Source organism: Streptomyces sp. BF23-19, assembly GCF_041106355.1.
Classification (GTDB): Bacteria; Actinomycetota; Actinomycetes; order Streptomycetales; family Streptomycetaceae; genus Streptomyces; species Streptomyces virginiae_A.
Genome location: NZ_JBGBPT010000002.1, coordinates 49,129 through 67,788 on the forward strand (window position 1 = coordinate 49,129; position 18,660 = coordinate 67,788).

An 18,660-nucleotide genomic window follows, 5' to 3' on the forward strand; every position below is an offset into this window, starting at 1 on the left:
GGAGTATCCAGGTCATGACTGCCCACGCCACGGAACCCTCACCGCTCGTCCCGCGCATGCCCGAGCGGAACCCGAAGGCCCTGCGCGAGGCGATCGCCCGGCACGCTCCTCAGCTCCTCCCCGACTTCGACGAGCACTGGAAACGGGCGATCGCCGACACCTTCGACATCGGCCCCCTGCCCGCCTTCCTCGCCCGCTGGTGGGTCGAGTACTCGATCGCACGCGATCCGGAGCTCGACGCCCATGTGAGGGATCTCCACAGCCGCGCGGCAGAGACCGCCGACTACACCGAGGCCAAGGCCCTCCTCGAAGAGGTGTCGAAGATCCGCTACAGCGCGCGGGACCTGGAGCCCGGCCAGTGACCGATGACGGATTCATGGGTCCGCCGTGGCAGATGGACTGGCGGCTCGACGCCCTCGCCAACCGCAACGCCCTGCCCGAGCCCGTACAGAAGATGCTGAACGAGGCCCGTGCCGAACTCGTCACGGCGAAGGATCCGTACTTCCGGGGGATCGACGGCAATGGCGGCCTCCCGGAGACCATGTACGTCGAACCTGTGCGGTCCACAGAACCCAAGGGGTCTCACATCCTGTACTTCGACAACCACCGAGGCTGGCTCGTCTACACCTTCGACCGGCGCCCCGAGGATCCGCAGATCGTGGTCGTAGAGGTCTTCTGGCAGTGAGCTGAAGCCGGGCGCACGCCCGCGATGTCCTTCCCGCATCAGACCCCGCCTTGGCCACACCACCCCTCCCGACCCCGCCGAGCTGGCAGGATGGAGGGGTGGTGTGTGCGGGGCCCAGGTGACCAACCGGCTCCGCCGGGTAGCCGGCCGGGTGGCCGGGCGGGTTCTGTGGGGAGCTGGAGCGGCTGATGGCCAAGGGCAGCACGATCGCGCTGAGGGATGTCCTCGACATCAGGGAGGACGCCCACGCCGGCGACTTCAAGATCGCACTGTCCCACGGCTTCGGCGACTCCTCCGCCGGTTCGGTGGCGGACTACGTGGTCACCGAGCAGCTGGCGAAGGAGTTCGACAAGGCGCTGCGCCTCGTCCGCGGCGCCGTGCGGAAGAACACCTCGTACGCCGCCTACCTGCACGGCTCGTTCGGCGCCGGTAAAAGCCACTTCCTGACCGTGCTGCACGCGGTGCTCAACAGCGACGCGGCGGTCCGCGCCAAGCCTCGGCTGCGCGAGGTGGTCGCCGACCACGACGACTGGCTGCCCGGCCGGAAGTTCCTCATGGTGCCCTACCACCTGGTGGGTGCCGCCAACCTGGAGTCGGCGCTGCTCGGCGGCTACGTGAAGACGGTGCGGAAGCTGCACCCCCAGGCGCCCACGCCGTCGGTGTTCAAATCGGACTCGCTGCTGGCCGACGCCCGCACCCTGTGGGAATCGATGGGCGACGAGGCGTTCGTACGGCTGCTGCCCACCGCGAGCACCGCCGCGCCCGCAACCGGCGACGGGCTCGCCCCCATCGGCTCCGCGCCCGCACCCGCGGCACACACCGGCGGCGACGGCCTGACGCCGATCGGCGCCGTCGCGGCCACCCCGTGGACCGGCGAGCAGCTCGCCGCGGCCTTCGCCGCACCGGCGGGGGACAAGAGGCGCGAGCGCCTGGTGTCGGCGCTGATCAGCGGGCCCATGAAGTCGTACGCGGCCGGTGCGGCCGGAGACGCGAACGCGTACGTCTCGCTGGACGACGGACTCAGCGAGATCAGCAAGCACGCCCGCACGCTCGGGTACGACGGCGTGGTGCTCTTCCTCGACGAGCTGATCCTCTGGCTCCAGGCCCGGATGCGGGAGCGCACCTGGGTCAACGAGCAGATCCAGAAGCTCGTCAAGCTCATCGAGTCCGACAACCCGGACCTGCCCGTGCCGATCGTGTCCTTCATCTCCCGCCAGCGCGACCTGTCGCAGCTCGTCGGCAAGGACATCCTGGGCTCCGATGTGCAGAACATGGAGCAGGCACTGGAGTACCTGAAGGAGCGCTTCACCGTCATCAACCTGGAGGACCGGAACCTCCCGGAGATCATCAAGGAGCGGGTGCTCAAGCCCAGGACGGGCCAGGAGGACGTGCTCCGGTCCGCCTTCAAGGGCATCGACGCGTCGAACCAGCAGGTCAAGGACATCCTGCTGGACGACGGTGGGGCCACCCACGCCGACTGGGACGACTTCCGCGCCGTCTACCCGCTCTCCCCCGCCCTGCTGAACGTGCTCGTGGCACTGTCCGGCGCGCTCCAGCGGGAGCGCAGCGGCCTCAAGCTCGTCCAGCAGCTGCTGGAGAAGAACGCGGACGCCCCGCTCGGCCGGCTGATCCCGCTCGGCGACCTGTGGGACGTCCTCGTCGACGGCACCGGCGCCGCCTTCACCGACCAGCTGGGGCACGAGGCCGACGCAGCGGAGAAGTTCTACACCAAGGCCCGCCAGAACCTGCTGCGGAAGTACGGCCGCGAGGACCACCCCGACTTCCTCGCCGACGTCCGTTTCGTCAAGACGCTGCTGCTCTCCGCGCTCGCCCCGGACGTGCCCGCGCTGCGCAGGCTCACCGGCGCCCGGCTCGCCGCCCTCAACCACGGCTCCGTCCACTCCCGGACCGTGCCCGTCGGCGCCAAGGTCATCGAGCGGATGAAGTACCTCCAGGGCGAGTTCCCCAGCGAGCTGCGCGCCGAGGGCAGCAGCACCGACCCGGCCTACTCCCTGCACCTGTCCGACCTGGACGTCGAGCCGCTGCTCAAAGCCGTCGTCGGGGAGGACAAGGTCGGCGTACGCCGGGTCTGGGTGAACGACCAGCTGTGGGATCTCCTTGAGGTGAGGAGGGGTGAGATCGTCGACACGAAGGAGATCGTCTGGCGGGGCACCAAGCGCACCGCGGAGTTCTACTTCGGCAACGTCGCCGACACCCGCAAGGTCTCGGACGAGCAGTTCACCCCCAGCACCGAGGGAAACATCCGCTTCCTCGTCGACTATCCCTTCGACGAGGACGACGACCGCTACCCCACATTCGACTTCCAGCGGGTCGAGAAGCTGCGGAGCGAGGGCATCACCGCCCCCACCCTGGTGTGGCTGCCCGACTTCTTCTCCGAGCAGCGCAAGGCCCAGCTCGGGCGGCTCATGCGGATCACCTTCCTGCTGGAGCGCAACCGGCTGGACGAGTACACCCGCAACTACTCCCCGGACGACCGCGCCAAGGCCCGGCGCCAGCTCGAGCTTGCCCGCGACACGCTCACCAGCACTCTCGTCGACGCGCTCGGCGAGGTCTACGGAATCTCCGCGCCCACCGAGGGCACCACCTCCGCCACCGTGGTCGACGGCCGCCATGTGCTGTCGCTCCAGCCGGAGTTCGCGCGGCCGGAGCTCGAAGGCGGCAAGACGTTCACCGACAACGTCCTCCACCTCGCCGACGGCATGTTCGCGGCGCTCTACGACAAGCACCCCGACTTCGGCACCGACCGCGCGGGAGCCCGCAAGGCCGTCACCGTCGGCGAGCTGAGGACCGTCCTGAAATGGATCACCCGGGCGATGGACGAGGGCGGCCGCGTGGAGGTGGACAACACCAACGGAGACCCGGCCACGGTCAAGCGGATCGTGGAGCCGCTGGAGCTCGGCACCGTCCACGACGGCCCGCTCGTCCTGCGGGCCGACTGGCGCACCCGCATCAACCAGGCCGCCGCCCAGAACGGGCAGCGCGAGCTCCTGAAGGCCGAGGACATCCGCCGCTGGATCACCCAGGAGCCCCTCGGCTACAAGGGCCTCGACAAGGACGTCGTGAACCTGCTCATCGCCGCGTACGCGCTGCTCGACGACCGCGCCTGGGTGCAGTACTCCGGACGGCCCGAGGCCGCGGCGCCCGATCTGACGGCGATCGGGCCCGGCTGGGCCCTGCGCGCCCAGCCGCTGCCCGACAAGGAGGTCTACGAGGCCGCCCGCGAGCACGCCGGCCGCCTCTTCGGCGTGCCCTCCAAGCCGCAGCCGTACGCGCGGAACGTGAACAGCCTCGCCAAGGGCGTCCGGGACAAGGTCAAGGAGTTCGAGGGGAACGTCTCGGGCCTGCGCGGCACGCTGGAGCGGCACGCGGCACTGCTCGGCCTCGGCGGGGCCGATCCCGCCCCCCGTACGGCGATGCTGCGCGAGGCCCTGGCGCTGCTCGCCCGGCTGAGCCGGCACGATAACGACGACACCGCCCTGGTCAAGGAACTGGCCACGGTGTCCCACGAGACGCCCGCCCGGGAACTGGCCCACACCATGGACCACGCCGGAGCCGTACTGGGGGCCCTGGACGCGACCGACTGGCGGCTGCTGACGAGCGTCCACGGACTCCGCGACCGCGACGACAGCGTGGGCGACCGCGCCGGACGGCTCCTCGCGCAGATCGCCGAGACGGCCCGCGCCTCGGAGTTCGAGCGCTCCCTCGTGCCGGTGCTCGACTCGGTACGGGAAGCCGCTATGGCCATCGTCGACGCGGCGCTCCACGTGGAGCGCACGGCCCCGCTGCCGCCCCAGCAGGAGGCCCCGACCGCGGAGCAGATCCCCCTCTCGGAGCACGGGACCCCGCCGGTGTCCTCGCAGCCCACGGAGTCCGGCCCCGGGACGGCCACCTCCACCGCCGGCGCCTGGCAGGCGCAGACCGGGACCGCACACAACGGGGCGCCGGACGGGACCGATTCACCGGCCCTCGCCGCCCGCAGGGTCATCGGCGCCGGGGCCGGCGGGCCCGAAACCGTGCTCGCCGCGGAGCTGGCCGCCGTACGACAGGAGATCGAGGAGTTCCGCGCCGAGAACCCGCACCTGGCGGTGGAGATCGTCTGGCGTGCCGTAGACGGCACGGAGCGGCCGGTGGGCCGGCCTGAAGACGGCGCCGGCCGCACGGCCGGGGACCACGAGGACGGCGGAACCGGAGGCGGCCGCCGATGACCCCGCGCCCCGTCGTCGGCCGCCGCGCGATCGAGGTGCTGCTCCAGGCCGAACTGCCGCAGGCCGAAGGGAAGCGGCTCGTCCTGGTGGACGCGGCCTACGAAGACCGAGGCCGGGACACCGAGTTCACCGTACGCGTCGACGGTGAGCACCGTCGCGTCCGCGTTACCGACCAGGAATCCCTGCTGGGGATCGCCGACGCCTGGCAGCGGCACCGGACCGAGGCAGCAGCGGGCCAGGACGACGTGCTCGTCGTCACCGGACAGGTCCCCGCCGACCAGCTCGGCTGGGACCTGCGCGCCCACGCGGTCCGGCACCGGCCCCTGTCCGTCGACCGAGCGGAGATCGTCAAGCAGCTCTTCGGCGCCACCGACGTGGACGCCCGAATGTCCGGCGAGCGCTGGCTGCTCGACGCGCTGCTGGAGGCCGAGCCGGTGGACGGCGGCTGGCCCCGGGCCGGCGCGGTGCTGACCCGTGACCGCGCGGTCCGCGCGCTGCTGGAGCAGCGGCTCCGGCTAGGCGACACCACCTCCGACACGCTCGACCTCGACGCCGACACCCTGTTCGCCTGGTCCCGCACACCGGCCGGCCCCGCCTCCTACGCCGCGCTGGCCACGGCCGAGCGCGACGGGCTGGCCGCGTGGCTCACGCAGGCCGTGGGACCGGCCGCCGCCACCCTGATGGCCCTGGCCGCCGACGGGCGGGGCCAGGACGCGCTCCCGCTGGGGGCGCTCGCCTCCGCGGCCCTGTCCTCGCCGTCCGCCGAAGCCTCCGGGTTCGCCCTCGGCACCCTCTTCGGCCAGGCCCTCTCCTCCTTCGACGAGCTGCGGCCCTTCGCGGACGCCGCGACCGGCGTACTCACCCGCTGGATCGCGCAGGCGGAGGGCAGCGGAGCACAGCGTGAGGACGCGCGCGGCCGGGTCCTCGACGTCCTCGACCACGCCGACCGACTTGCCGCGGACGCCAGGCTCAGCCCCCTGATCGGCACCGACCGGCTGCTGCCGTCCGGCTACCGGGCCCGGCTGCGCGACCTGGCCACTCTCCTCGACGGCCCGGCAGGGCACGCGGAGGCCGCTCTTCGCGAACTCTCCGAGCACCAGCTCAGCACCGTCTACGCCGACTCCACGGAGACGGCCTGCACCGCCGTGCGGCTGCTGCGCTGGCTGCGCTCACCCATGCCTGCGGTGGGATCGGTGGCGCAGGGCGTCCACACCCACATGACGTCCTCCGGGTGGGCGGACCTTGCGGTGGGCGTCCTGGCCGAGGGCGACGGCTCGCGGGACGGTGTCGTCTCCGGCGCCTACGAAAGGCTGATAGCAGCCGCACGGGAACGCCGGGCCCGGCTCGACGAGGCGTTCGCCCACCGGCTCACGGTATGGGCGGAAGGCGCCTCCGCACAGGCACCGGGCGGTTCCCTGCTCATCGAGAACGTGCTCGCCGAGGCGGCCGCGCCGCTCGCCAGGAGCGGCGGAAGGCCCCTCCTGCTCGTCCTGGACGGCATGAGCGCGGACGTCGCCGTCCAGCTCGCCGGGGAACTCGACCGGCGCGTCTGGACCGAGGTGGTGCCCAGGCCCCGCGACGGCGAGCAGGCCACCCGGCGGGCAGCGGTGTCCATGCTCCCGTCGCTGACGAAGATCAGCCGGACGTCCCTGCTGTGCGGACAGCCGGAGCAGGGCGGCCAGGACAAGGAGCGGGCCGGATTCACCGCCTTCTGGAAGCGGCGTCACCGCGGCCGGGGCGCGCAGCTTTTCCACAAGGGTGGCTACGAAGGTCCCCCCGGCCACCGGCTGGCCCCCGAGCTGCTCCAGGCCCTCGCGTCCGACGACATCGTCGGAGTCGTCCTCAACACCATCGACGACGCGCTCGCCGACGGGCGCGAGGGCGCCCGCGGACGCTGGCGGCTCGGCGACATCACCAAACTTCCCGACCTGCTGAACGCCGCACGGGACTACGGCAGGCCGGTCGTCCTCGTATCCGACCACGGCCACGTCCTCGACCGCACCCCGCGCGGACACCAGCCCGCCCCGGCCGAGGGGGTGGGCGGCGCACGGTGGCGCACCGGCACCCCCGGAGACGGTGAGATCGCGGTGGCCGGCCCCCGGGTGCGGACCCCCGGCGGCCGAGCCGTCCTGCCCTGGCGCGAGGACCTTCGGTACACGGCCCGGCAGGCCGGCTACCACGGCGGCGCCTCCCTCGCGGAGGTCACCGTCCCCGTGATCACCCTCGTACCGTCCGCCGCCCTGATCCCCGAGGGATGGACCCTGCTGCCGTCCGAACGCATCGCACCGGGCTGGTGGCACGGCGAAGAGGGTTCTGCGGCCTCAGCCCCGGAACCCCTCACCGGCGCGCCCGCCGCCGCCACGACCGGGGCCGGCGCGGCCGCCATCGACGCGGCAGAAGAAACGGCCGTCACCCGGCCGGAGCCCGCGGCTGAGGCCGCTCCCCATCCGGCCGACCCCGCCGGCCTGGGCGAACGGATCGTGGGTACCGAGCTGTACCGGGCGCAGCGCCAGTTCGTCCGCGGTGTGCAGGACGCCAAGGGCGACAGGGCCGTCGCCGCCGCGCTGGACGCGCTGGCGGCGGCGGGCGGCAAACTGTCTCCCGGCGCGGTGGCCGCTGCGGCCCAGGCTGCCACCGGCAGGTCGCAGCGCAACGCGGAGCGCTTCGCGACCGTGCTGGAACGCCTGCTCAACATCGACGGCTACCCCGTGCTCCAGCTCGTCGAGTCCGGGCGTACCGTCCAGCTCAACAAGGCGCTCCTGGAAGAGCAGTTCCTGGGAGACGCCGGATGACCACACCGGTGACCTCGGTGAGTGCCGCGCGGCGGCGTGAGGTGATCGACGCGCTGCGGCGCGGCACGGTTCCCCAGGCCGGCCTCGGGCTGTTCGCCGTCGGCCTGGAGCGCTTCGAGACCGCTCTCGACGACGACCTCACCATCGTGGCCCGCGGCGGCTCGGCGTTCCACGCGCTGCGCGGCGAGTACGGCTCGGGCAAGACCTTCTTCGCGCGGTGGCTCGCCGAGCGTGCCAAGCGCCGCGGCCTCGCCGTCAGCGAAGTACAGATCTCCGAGACCGAGACCCCGCTGCACCGGCTGGAGACGGTCTACCGCCGGCTCGTCGAACGTCTCACCACGGCCACCCACCAGCCCTCCGCCCCCCGGGCGGTCGTCGACTCCTGGTTCTACGCCCTCGAAGAAGAGGTCCTCGCCGACGGCGCCGTCACCGAGGACGACGAGGCCGCACTGGCTCAGGCCGTGGACGAACTGCTGGAGCGGCGGCTCGCCGATGTCGCCCGCACCACCCCGGCCTTCTCCGCGGCCCTGCGCGGCTACCGCCGGGCCGTGGCGGCCGGGGACGGTGCACAGGCCGAAGCGCTGATCGCCTGGCTGGCCGGCCAGCGCTCGGTGGCCGCCTCCGCCAAGCGCACGGCGGGTATCCGGGGCGACCTCGACCACTTCGGCGCCCTCGGCTTCCTCCAAGGCCTTCTCACGGTCCTGCGAGACTGCGGGCACCCCGGCCTGCTGCTCGTCCTCGACGAGGTCGAGACGCTGCAGCGGATGCGCTCGGACGTACGCGAGAAGTCCCTCAACGCGCTGCGCCAGCTCCTCGACGAGATCGACGCGGGCCGCTTCCCCGGACTCTTCCTCGTCATCACCGGCACCCCCGCCTTCTACGACGGGCAACAGGGCGTACAACGCCTCGCGCCGCTCGCTCAGCGCCTAGCCACCGACTTCACCACCGACGCGCGTTTCGACTCCCCACGGGCCGTACAACTGCGTCTGCCGGGCTTCGACCTGCCCGCACTCGGCGAGTTGGGCCGCAAGGCACGTGATCTGTACGCGGGAGCGGCCCGGCACCCCGAACGGCTCCCGGACCGGGTCGACGACGCCTACGTCGACGAGCTTGCTCGCGCCCTCACCGGTTCCCTCGGCGGCAGAGTCGGTATCGCCCCCCGCCTGTACCTGCGCAAGCTCGTCGCGGACGTTCTGGACCGGGTCGACGAGTTCACGGACTTCGACCCCCGCGCGCACTACGCACTCACCCTGAGTAACGACGAACTCACCGAGACCGAGCGGAACGCGGCAGCCGGCGCCGGCGATGTCGAACTGGACCTGGACCTGGACACATCATGAAGGGCCCGTCATGACGGACCCGGCCGACGCCCTCGACCTCCTGGACCCGGCCCTCGCACACCACATCGTCAATGCACTGGGCTGGCGCTCCCTACGCCCTCTCCAGGAGGCGGCCGTCGCACCCCTGCTCGGCGGCGAGGACGCTCTCCTGCTCGCGCCCACAGCCGGCGGCAAGACCGAGGCGGCCGTCTTCCCGCTGCTGACACGGATGAACCGGCACGGCTGGAAGGGCACCAGTGTGCTGTACGTGTGCCCGCTCAAGGCTCTGCTCAACAACCTCCACCCCAGGCTGCGGACCTACGCCGAGTGGCTGGGCCGCAGCGCCGAGCTGTGGCACGGCGACGTCACGACGCCCCGCCGCCGCCGTATCCTCACCGACCGTCCCGACATCCTCCTCACCACGCCCGAGTCCCTGGAATCCATGCTGGTGAGCTCCCACGTCGACCACCGCGCCTTCTTCGCGGGTCTGCACGCCGTCGTCGTCGACGAGGTCCACGCCTTCGCAGGCGATGACCGGGGCTGGCATCTGCTCGCCGTCCTGGAACGCCTGAGCCGTGTCGCCGGACGCCCGTTCCAGCGGGTCGGCCTGTCGGCCACGGTCGGCAATCCCGGCGAGCTGCTGTCCTGGCTGCAGGGCGCGGGACAGGGGCGACGGCCGGGCCGGGTCGTAGCGCCCGATGCGGATCGCACGGCACCCGCGCCCTCCGTGGACATCGAGCTCGACTACGTCGGCTCCGTCGCCAACGCGGCCACCGTGATCGCGGCACTGCACCGGGGTGAAAAGCGCCTGGTCTTCTGCGAGAGCCGTCGTACGGTCGAAGAACTGGGCGAGCAACTGCGCCTGAGGGGCGTGACCACCTTCCTGTCCCACGCCTCGCTGTCCGTGGACGAGCGGCGACGCGCCGAGCAAGCCTTCGCCGAAGCCCGCGACTGCGTGATCGTCTCCACCAGCACCCTGGAACTCGGCATCGACGTCGGCGACCTGGACCGGGTCATCCAGATCGATGCACCGGCCACCGTCGCTTCATTCCTCCAGCGCCTGGGCCGCACCGGGCGACGCCAGGGCAACAAGCGCAACTGCCTGTTCCTCGCTCTCGACGACGCCGGCCTGCTGGCAGCTGCCGCTCTCCTGCTCCAGTGGTCCCGAGGCTGGGTGGAACCCGTCGTCGCCCCGCCCGAGCCCCGCCACCTGGCGGCCCAGCAGCTGCTGGCCCTGTGCCTGCAGGAGCACCGGGTCGGGGAGAACTTGTGGCAGCAGTGGTGGGGCGGTGTCGGTCCCTTCGGCCCGGATGCGGCGCCCGTGGTGCGCCACCTGGTGGAGCAGGGGTTCCTGGACCAGGACGGCGGGCTGCTGTTCATCGGCCCGGAGGCGGAACGCCGCTACGGACACCGCCACTTCATGAACCTGACGGCGGTGTTCACCGCCCCGCCCGAGTTCACCGTCTTCAGCGGTCGCTCGGAAATCGGCCGTACCGATCCGGACCTGCTCACCGAGGAGGTCACCGGGCCGCGCAAGCTGCTGCTCGCCGGACGCAGCTGGCTCGTCACGTACATCGACTGGCGCCGCAGGCGTTGCTTCGTGGTACCGGCCGACGAGGGAGGACGCGCCCGGTGGAGCGGCTTCGGCGGGGACCGTGTCCGATCGTTCACGCTGACCCGAGCGGCCCGCGATGTCCTGCTCGGTGAGGACCCCCCTGTACGCCTGACGAAACGGGCCACCGCCAGACTCACCAAGGCTCGCGAGACTCACCTGCACACGGTGCACCCGGCTGGGACTCTCATCACCCGTCTTGCCGACGGAGACGTCCGCTGGTGGACCTGGGCCGGGCATCGTGCCAACGCCACGCTGGCGGCTTCGCTGCCGGCTGTCGTCGCCCCACAGCGGCGATTCGGCGACCAGTGGGTCCGGCTTCGCGACGACCTCTCCCCTGCCCGCTGGAAATCCGCTGTCGCTGACACCGCTGCCGGGATGTGCCTTCCCGACGTAGACGGACGGGCGGTGCGCGGTCTCAAATTCAGCGAGGCGCTCCCCGCCCGGCTGGCCGAGGCAACGCTCGCCGCACGCGCCGCGGACGAGGAAGCGGCCCGTACGGTCCTGGCAGAGCCGGTGCGACTGACCACACTCACCTCCCCGTAGGCAGGCCTCGCTCATCCTGCCTACGGCAAGGCTCTCTGACAGGATCCAGGGGATCCACGGGGGAGACGAGTGGCTGCCCACTCCTGAATGATCAGGGCTTCTCGTAGGCCGAGTGGGCACCGCCATGCCCACTGATGGGCACGAGAATCGGAACAAAAAGACCCTCCTCCCCGCGTTTCCGCAGGTCAGAGAGTATTTAGGCAAGTGGAGCCTAGGAGATTCGAACTCCTGACATCTGCCTTGCAAAGGCAGCGCTCTACCAACTGAGCTAAGGCCCCGTGGAAGTGGACGCACCCGTCCCGTGCGGGAGGTGTGGTCGTTCCGCAGAACAGAGTACCGGGTGTACCCCCTCATCTCGCAAAATGATAGGGACTCCCGCCGTGCGACCACTCTCCGTAAGATGCTCGCGAGGTTCGCACCAGCGAAGGGGAGTAGTCAGAGTGGACGCAGTACAACAAGAGGCCACGGCCAGAGCCAGAGAGCTTCAGCGCAGTTGGTACGGGGAGCCGCTGGGAGCGCTCTTCCGCCGGCTCATAGATGACCTCGGCTTGAACCAGGCCCGCCTCGCTGCCGTCCTCGGACTGTCGGCGCCCATGCTGTCCCAGCTGATGAGCGGCCAGCGAGCCAAGATCGGGAACCCGGCCGTGGTCCAGCGCGTCCAGGCCCTCCAGGATCTCGCCGGCCAGGTGTCCGACGGAAGCGTCAGCGCGGGGGAGGCCACCGATCGGATGGACGAGATCAAGAAGACCCAGGGGGGTTCCGTCCTCAGCAACAGCGGCCAGACCACCACCAGCTCCGGCGCACCCACGGTCAAGCGGGTCGTCCGCGAGATCCAGTCGCTGCTGCGCTCGGTCTCCGCGGCCGGCGACATCATCGACGCGGCGAACACCCTCGCACCCAGCCACCCGGAACTGGCAGAGTTCCTCCGGGTGTACGGCGCGGGCCGCACCGCCGACGCGGTCGCCCACTACGAGGCCCACCAGAACTGACACGCACGAGGGCGGACGACGGGTGACAGGGGACGGGCGCAGCGATGGGTGAGGTGTTCGCCGGTCGGTACGAGCTGATCGATCCGATCGGACGCGGTGGCGCCGGTGCCGTGTGGCGGGCCTGGGACCACCGCCGTCGCCGTTACGTCGCCGCGAAGGTCCTCCTGCAGAGCGACGCCCACACGCTCCTGCGGTTCGTACGGGAGCAGGCGCTGCGGATCGACCATCCGCACGTACTGGCTCCGGCCAGCTGGGCGGCCGACGACGACAAGGTCCTGTTCACCATGGACCTGATCGGCGGCGGCTCGCTCGGTCATGTGATCGGGGACTACGGTCCCCTGCCGCCCCGTTTCGTGTGCGCCCTGCTCGACCAGCTCCTGTCGGGGCTCGCGGCGGTGCACGCGGAGGGCGTGGTGCACCGCGACATCAAACCGGCCAACATCCTGATGGAGGCCACCGGAACCGGGCGGCCGCACCTGCGGCTGTCCGACTTCGGCATCTCCATGCGCAAGGGCGAGCCGCGGCTGACCGAGACCGACTACGTGGTCGGCACGCCGGGCTATTTCGCCCCCGAGCAACTCCTGGGCGCCGAGCCCGACTTCCCCGCCGACCTCTTCGCCGTGGGGCTGGTCGCCCTGTACCTCCTCCAGGGCCGCAAGCCCGATTCCCAGGCGTTGGTGGAGCACTTCTTCGCGGAGGGCACCCCGGGCGCCCCCGAAGGCGTTCCCGCCCCGCTCTGGGACGTCATCGCCGCTCTCCTGCAGCCGGACCCCCAGAGCCGCTTCCGGACGGCCACAGGGGCGCGCAAGGCCCTTGCCGAGGCCGTGGAGCTGCTGCCGCCGCCCGCCCCGGACGAGGAACCGGTGGAGGTGTTCGACCAACTCGGCCCGCTGCCGCCCGGATTCGGCCCGCAGGGTCCGCTGAGCACGGCGGCCGCGCCCCCGCGCGAGCCCGCCGCCGAGGCCGCGACCCCGGGTACTTCCGCCTCCGTCACGGTGCCCGCGGAGCCCGTCCGGCCGGACCCGCGCGGTACGGCGCGCGCCGCTGGGACGGCCTTGTCCGCGCCGACGACCCCGTATCCGGCCGACCCCGCCGTCCCGGTCCCCGCCGCCCCCGCCCCCGCCGTCCCGGCTCAGGCGCCGGGGTACGGGCCCTCGGAGACGGGCAGCTTTCACCTCCCGCCGCCGACGACACCGGCCGCGGCGACCCCGCCGGCCGTGCCGGTCCCCTCGGCCCTCGCCGCGGCGCCGGTCCGGCCGGGCCGCGGGATCGCCCCGCCCCCGGCGAAGGCGGTGGCCTCGCTGCTCGCCGCGGCGCTGCTCTGCTTCGCGGTGGGCGTCTGGGCCCTCACGCAGCTGTAGGACCGCGCCCCCGCCGCCCGAGCAGCGTCCAACCACCCAGCACCAGCAGCAGGACCGTCCCGGTGCCGAAGCCGGCGCCCGCCACGATCCGCATCGTGGAGTGCCGCTCGGCGGCCTCGGCCGCCTCCGGGGCGGTGAGCCCCTCCCTGGCCGCGGCCCGGTCCTCGTCGCCCACCCCGAAGCCGCCCGCGGCCGGACTGCCCTGGTACGCGGGCCCCTTGACCGGCGCACCGGCGACGTCCAGGCGCAGGGTCAGCGGCACGGGCACCGCGTCCTCGGTGAAGTCGGCGACCTTCGCGCCCATGGTCACCGCGACGTAGTACCAGCCCGCGAGGGAGACGGGCTGCACGGTCCGGTCGTTCGCGAAGCGGTTCTCGTACGTGACGGGCGGGGTCTTCTCCAGGGTGATCCCGGCCTGCTTGCCGTCGTACGACACGTCCTGGTCGGAGATCAGGCCCCGGTACGGGCTGTACAGGGAGACGGTGAGCCCGCCCGAGGCCGAGCCGTAGGTCTTGGTCATCTTCGCGGCCGCCAGTTCGGCGCCGAGGCCCAGCTGCTGTCCCCAGTCCAGCGGGACCCGGTAGAAGCGGGTCTGCCCGGGCCGCATCTCGTCGCGCCACACGCCGGCGCCCAGGGCGCGCGCGTCGTTGAAGCCGGTGCCGCCGTCGCGGGGCACCGCCTCGGTGCCGGGCAGCGCCGGGGCGCCCGAGGGCCAGGTGCCGGGCGCGGTGGTGGGGGCGCCCGGGCCGCGGCCGGGCTCCCGCTGGACCTTGATCTCCAGCGGCCAGGGGCTCTGGTCGTAGCCCTTGGCCGACGTCCGCGTGACCTTGGCGTAGTACACGCCCGCGGGCGCGCAGTCCTCGTCCTCGGAGCCCCTGCGGACCCCGGCGGCGGCGATCGGGTAGGCGTCGTAACCGAAGTTCGCCCGGCCGCCGCTGTCGGGGCAGGAGCGCCCGGCGGTGGTCATGATCTCCACGTCGATGCCGTCACCGCCGGAGACCTTCGCGCCGGCCGCGGGGCGGACCACGGCGGAGACGTAGACGTCGGACCCGTCCTTGTCCAGGACGAGCCGGTACATGCGTTCGCCCGGTCCGAGCGTGTCCCGGTAGACGTTCCCGGCCTCGATCAGCGGGGCGTCCGCCGTGGAGGGCTTGCCCTCCACGGCCTGGGCGCCGTCGGCGGCCCGGTAGGTCGGCAGGGGTCCGGGTGCGGCCCCGTCGGCGTACGCGACCCCCGGCAGCCCCGCCACCAGGCCCAGGGCCGCCGCCCACACTGCCGTCCGTCCCCGAACCATCACGCCCACCCCGAGTTTGCTCGCGCAAGCCAAATATTTACATAACGGAAGTTTTCGTCACAGAGCAGCACAAAGCCCCGGCAGCAGCGGCAGCCGGGGCTTCATGAGATCAGCCTTGGGTCTCACACACCGGAACCAGAGGGCACGGAGTCAGTTGCCTCCGTCCACAGGTCCTGCTCGGCGCGGTCCGCCTGGATCTGGCGGTACACGAGGAGCCCGCCGATGGCGGCCAGTGCGACCAGGAGCAGCTTCTTCACCGCGCGACCTCGTCTTTCGTTGACGTAGGGGACTTCTGGCGCCCAACAATACACACCGACCGATACCGATCGGTGACCTGCCGGCCCACCAACTGGCCCGACGACAAAGAACCCCAGGCCTTGGCCTGGGGGTCTTCGACACTGTGGGGCTAACAGGATTTGAACCTGTGGCCTCATCCTTATCAGGGATGCGCTCTAACCAACTGAGCTATAGCCCCATCCGCGCTGCGCGCTGACTCCTGAAGATTAGCGCACAGACCCGGTCAGGCCAAAATCCGTTGCCCGAGGGCGTCTGCGCAGGTCATCCGACCCGTCGCGGGCGCCCGAACAGAGGGCCTACTCGTCCTCGGCGAGGGTGAGCTCCACACCGCCGACGAAGCCCGCCGACAGGTTGTAGATGAACGCGCCCAGCGTCGCCAGCGCCGTCGCCAGCACCACGTCGATCACCGCGATGACCGACGTGAAGATCAGAACGCGCGGCAGCGACAGGAACGACTGGAGGTCGAAGCCGTTGCTCTCGTTCGAACCGGTCGCCTCGCTGATCGTGCCGCCGACGGTCGAGAAGACGCCCATCGCGTCCATGACCATCCACAGCACGGCCGCCGCCACGATCGTGCAGATGCCGAGCGCGATCGACAGCAGGAAGCTGACCTTCATGACCGACCACGGGTCGGCCTTGGCCACCCGCAGTCGCGCCTTGCGCGTGCGAGGGGCCGTACGGACCCCCGTGCGCGGCTTGCGCTGCGCGGCCGCTCCCTTGCCGCCCTGCGCCGTCCCCGGGCCCGAGGGCGCCGGGTAGGCCTGCGGCGGGTGGTACGGCTGTGCGGGCGTGTCCTGGCCTGCGTCCGCGCCGACCGACGGCTTCGGTCCTCGGGTGTCCGTCACGGTTCCCCCCTGGGAGTCCGCGGCAGGGCCACGGGCACCGTTCGCTCCAGTCTTGGCCGGTCCGGCGCCCGTGGCTCCACTCACGACTTACTCCTCGTGCTCCCCGGCCGAGGGCTGCGTGCCCCCGGCGGCCTCGGCGGCCTGTCCGTCGGCCACCTCGGTGTCGTTCTCGTCGGCCTCGACCTCGTCAGCTTCCTGACCGGCCTCGGCGTTACGGGCGATGCCGACCACGGCATCGCGCTTACCCAGGTTGATCAGCTGGACGCCCATGGTGTCACGGCCGGTCTCCCTGACTTCGTTGACGCGCGTACGAATCACACCACCGCCGAGCGTGATGGCGAGAATCTCGTCCGTCTCGTCGACCACGAGCGCCCCGACGAGCGATCCGCGGTCCTCCACGATCTTGGCGGCCTTGATACCCAGACCGCCACGACCCTGGACGCGGTACTCGTCGACCGGCGTCCGCTTGGCGTAGCCGCCGTCGGTCGCGGTGAAGACGAACGTACCCGGCCTCACAACGCTCATGGAGAGCAGTTCGTCACCTTCACGGAAACTCATGCCCTTCACACCCGAGGTGGCGCGACCCATCGGGCGCAGCGCCTCGTCGGTCGCCGTGAAGCGGATCGACTGCGCCTTCTTGCTGATCAGCAGCAGGTCGTCCTCGGCGGACACCAGCTCCGCGCCGATCAGCTCGTCGTCGCTGCCGTCCTCCGTCTCGCGGAGGTTGATCGCGATGACGCCGCCCGAGCGGGGCGAGTCGTAGTCCTTGAGCGCCGTCTTCTTCACCAGGCCGCCCTTGGTGGCCAGGATCAGGTACGGCGCCGCCTCGTAGTCACGGATCGCGAGGATCTGGGCGATCTTCTCGTCCGGCTGGAAGGCCAGCAGGTTCGCCACGTGCTGCCCGCGGGCGTCGCGGCCGGCGTCCGGCAGCTCGTACGCCTTGGAGCGGTAGACCCGGCCCTTGTTCGTGAAGAACAGCAGCCAGTGGTGCGTGGTGGAGACGAAGAAGTGGTCGACCAGGTCGTCCTGCTTCAGCTTGGTGCCGCGCACGCCCTTGCCGCCGCGCTTCTGCGAGCGGTAGTCCTCGGTCTTGGTGCGCTTGACGTAACCGCCGTGCGTGATCGTGACGACGATGTCCTCTTCGGCGATCAGGTCCTCGATGGACATGTCACCGTCGAAGGGCACCAGCTTGGAACGCCGGTCGTCGCCGAACTTCTCGACGATCGCCGCCAGTTCCTCGCTGACGATGGAGCGCTGACGCTCCTCCGAGGCCAGGATGGCGTTGTACTCGTTGATCTTGGCCTGGAGCTCGTCGTGCTCGGCGACGATCTTCTGGCGCTCCAGGGCCGCGAGGCGGCGGAGCTGCATCTCCAGGATCGCGTTCGCCTGGATCTCGTCGATCTCCAGGAGGCCCATCAGGCCCTCGCGCGCGATCTCGACCGTGTTGCTGCGCCGGATCAGCGCGATGACCTCGTCGATCGCGTCCAGCGCCTTGAGCAGACCGCGCAGGATGTGGGCGCGCTCCTCCGCCTTGCGCAGGCGGAACTTCGTACGCCGGACGATGACCTCGATCTGGTGCGTCACCCAGTGGCGGATGAAGGCGTCGATCGACAGCGTGCGCGGCACGCCGTCCACCAGCGCCAGCATGTTCGCGCCGAAGTTCGTCTGCAGCTCGGTGTGCTTGTAGAGGTTGTTCAGCACGACCTTGGCGACGGCGTCGCGCTTGAGCACGATCACCAGGCGCTGGCCGGTCCGCGACGAGGTCTCGTCACGGACGTCGGCGATGCCGCCGACCTTGCCGTCCTTCACCAGGTCCGCGATCTTCTGCGCGAGGTTGTCCGGGTTGGTCTGGTACGGGAGCTCCGTGACCACCAGGCACTGGCGGTTCTGGATCTCCTCGACCTCCACCACCGCGCGCATCGTGATGGAGCCGCGACCGGTCCGGTACGCCTCCTCGATGCCCTTGCGGCCCACGACCAGGGCGCCCGACGGGAAGTCAGGGCCCTTGATCCGCTCGATCAGCGCGTCCTGGAGCTCCTCGTGCGAGGCCTCCGGGTGCTCCAGCGCCCACTGCGCACCGGCCGCGACCTCGCGGAGGTTGTGCGGCGGGATGTTGGTCGCCATGCCGACCGCGATGCCGGCGCTGCCGTTGACCAGCAGGTTCGGGAAGCGCGCCGGGAGCACGGTGGGCTCCTGGTTGCGGCCGTCGTAGTTGTTCTGGAAGTCGACGGTCTCCTCGTCGATGTCCCGGAGCATCTCCATGGCCTGCGGCATGAGCTTGCACTCGGTGTAGCGCATCGCGGCCGCCGGGTCGTTGCCCGGGGAGCCGAAGTTGCCGTTGCTGTCGACCAGCGGCATGCGCATCGACCACGGCTGGGCCAGGCGGACCAGGGCGTCGTAGATCGAGCTGTCACCGTGCGGGTGGTAGGTACCCATGACGTCGCCGACGACACGGGCGCACTTGTAGAAGCCCTTCTCGGGCCGGTAGCCGCCGTCGTACATCGCGTACAGCACGCGGCGGTGCACCGGCTTGAGGCCGTCGCGCACGTCCGGCAGGGCGCGCGAGACGATGACGGACATCGCGTAGTCGAGGTAGGAGCGCTGCATCTCCGTCTCGAGCCCGACGGGCTCGATGCGCAGCACGGGCTGCTCCTCCGCGGGGTTCTGTGCGGTGGGGGTGGTTTCGTCGGCCAT

The 18,660-nt window shown here is 71.2% G+C and carries 12 protein-coding genes and 2 tRNA genes; 8 read left to right on the forward strand and 6 right to left on the reverse strand.

Features of this window, described 5'->3' with window-relative positions; genetic code table 11:
• The first annotated feature begins 14 nt into the window (after positions 1–14).
• The 6 genes from AB8A24_RS01460 (at position 15) to AB8A24_RS01485 (ending at position 11,180) form a co-directional block, all read left to right on the forward strand.
• Positions 15–362, forward strand: a complete 348-nt coding sequence (locus AB8A24_RS01460) for a DUF6247 family protein (RefSeq protein ID WP_328962544.1) — start codon at positions 15–17, stop codon at positions 360–362.
• On the forward strand, positions 359–685 hold the full coding sequence (locus tag AB8A24_RS01465) for a hypothetical protein (RefSeq protein ID WP_328962545.1): 327 nt from the start codon (positions 359–361) through the stop codon (positions 683–685). Before AB8A24_RS01460 ends, AB8A24_RS01465 begins: the two co-directional genes overlap by 4 nt.
• Before the next feature lie 188 nt (positions 686–873).
• A complete protein-coding gene (locus AB8A24_RS01470) occupies positions 874–4,911 on the forward strand; it encodes a hypothetical protein (RefSeq protein ID WP_328962546.1) in 4,038 nt (1,345 codons plus the stop codon).
• The gene (gene pglZ, locus AB8A24_RS01475) at positions 4,908–7,703 is read left to right on the forward strand and encodes a BREX-2 system phosphatase PglZ (protein WP_328962547.1); all 2,796 of its coding nucleotides are present in this window, start codon (positions 4,908–4,910) and stop codon (positions 7,701–7,703) included. The genes AB8A24_RS01470 and pglZ overlap by 4 nt, the downstream gene beginning before the upstream one ends.
• Complete coding sequence (gene brxD / locus AB8A24_RS01480; RefSeq protein ID WP_369474336.1) at positions 7,700–9,043, forward strand: BREX system ATP-binding protein BrxD; 1,344 nt, start codon at positions 7,700–7,702, stop codon at positions 9,041–9,043. The genes pglZ and brxD overlap by 4 nt, the downstream gene beginning before the upstream one ends.
• 10 nt (positions 9,044–9,053) lie before the next feature.
• Positions 9,054–11,180, forward strand: a complete 2,127-nt coding sequence (locus AB8A24_RS01485) for a DEAD/DEAH box helicase (protein WP_328962549.1) — start codon at positions 9,054–9,056, stop codon at positions 11,178–11,180.
• A gap of 205 nt (positions 11,181–11,385) precedes the next feature.
• Here the strand turns inward: AB8A24_RS01485 and AB8A24_RS01490 are convergent.
• Positions 11,386–11,458: transfer RNA gene (locus tag AB8A24_RS01490), tRNA-Ala, on the reverse strand.
• A gap of 162 nt (positions 11,459–11,620) precedes the next feature.
• On the opposite strand from AB8A24_RS01490, the gene AB8A24_RS01495 reads away from it, so the two are divergent.
• A complete protein-coding gene (locus AB8A24_RS01495; RefSeq protein WP_328962550.1) occupies positions 11,621–12,169 on the forward strand; it encodes a DNA-binding protein in 549 nt (182 codons plus the stop codon).
• Positions 12,170–12,213: 44 nt separating this feature from the next.
• Positions 12,214–13,530, forward strand: coding sequence for a serine/threonine-protein kinase (locus tag AB8A24_RS01500; RefSeq protein WP_328962551.1), 1,317 nt, complete (start codon positions 12,214–12,216; stop codon positions 13,528–13,530).
• Here AB8A24_RS01500 and AB8A24_RS01505 read toward each other — a convergent pair.
• The 5 genes from AB8A24_RS01505 to gyrA form a co-directional block, all read right to left on the reverse strand.
• Complete coding sequence (locus AB8A24_RS01505) at positions 13,517–14,824, reverse strand: hypothetical protein (protein WP_369474339.1); 1,308 nt, start codon at positions 14,822–14,824, stop codon at positions 13,517–13,519. The genes AB8A24_RS01500 and AB8A24_RS01505 overlap by 14 nt on opposite strands.
• A gap of 122 nt (positions 14,825–14,946) precedes the next feature.
• A complete protein-coding gene (locus AB8A24_RS01510) occupies positions 14,947–15,081 on the reverse strand; it encodes a DLW-39 family protein (protein ID WP_208809277.1) in 135 nt (44 codons plus the stop codon).
• A 144-nt stretch (positions 15,082–15,225) separates the two neighbouring features.
• Positions 15,226–15,299 (reverse strand) — tRNA-Ile (locus tag AB8A24_RS01515).
• A 118-nt stretch (positions 15,300–15,417) separates the two neighbouring features.
• Positions 15,418–16,050 carry a DUF3566 domain-containing protein gene (locus AB8A24_RS01520; protein WP_328962553.1) on the reverse strand — a complete coding sequence of 211 codons (633 nt, stop codon included), beginning with the start codon at positions 16,048–16,050 and terminating at the stop codon, positions 15,418–15,420.
• 3 nt (positions 16,051–16,053) lie between these two features.
• Positions 16,054–18,660 carry a DNA gyrase subunit A gene (gene gyrA / locus AB8A24_RS01525; protein ID WP_369474342.1) on the reverse strand — a complete coding sequence of 869 codons (2,607 nt, stop codon included), beginning with the start codon at positions 18,658–18,660 and terminating at the stop codon, positions 16,054–16,056.